Raw genomic sequence first — 274 nt, forward strand, 5'->3', positions numbered from 1 at the left:
GTTTCGACGATTTCGGTTCGATCATTTCAGCGACGACAGGATACGTGTTTGCGCCCGCCTTGAGATTCACGTGACCCAGCGACACGAAGTAAGGGGAGTCGTTGACGACTTCCAGCGCCGGCTTGCCGCTACCCTCGCTCCAACGCCACTTCAGCTGGCCCGGCGCATCTGAGGGTTCTCCGGACAAATCGGCAGGCCGGTAAAAGAGCTTGATCCGCTGCCGCACCGCGATCTGCAACGAGTTGTCGCCCTTCGCCTTTTGCGGAATTTCCTG

The 274-nt window shown here is 59.1% G+C and carries 1 protein-coding gene; it reads right to left on the reverse strand.

What is annotated here, in order from left to right; all coding sequences use genetic code 11:
* Window positions 1-274 (reverse strand): fimbria/pilus periplasmic chaperone (locus SB751_RS30285; protein ID WP_410749058.1); only part of this gene is annotated, 274 nt, incomplete at both ends.

Origin of the sequence: Cupriavidus sp. SIMBA_020, from assembly GCF_046535395.1 — a bacterium.
Taxonomy (GTDB): Bacteria; Pseudomonadota; Gammaproteobacteria; order Burkholderiales; family Burkholderiaceae; genus Cupriavidus; species Cupriavidus campinensis.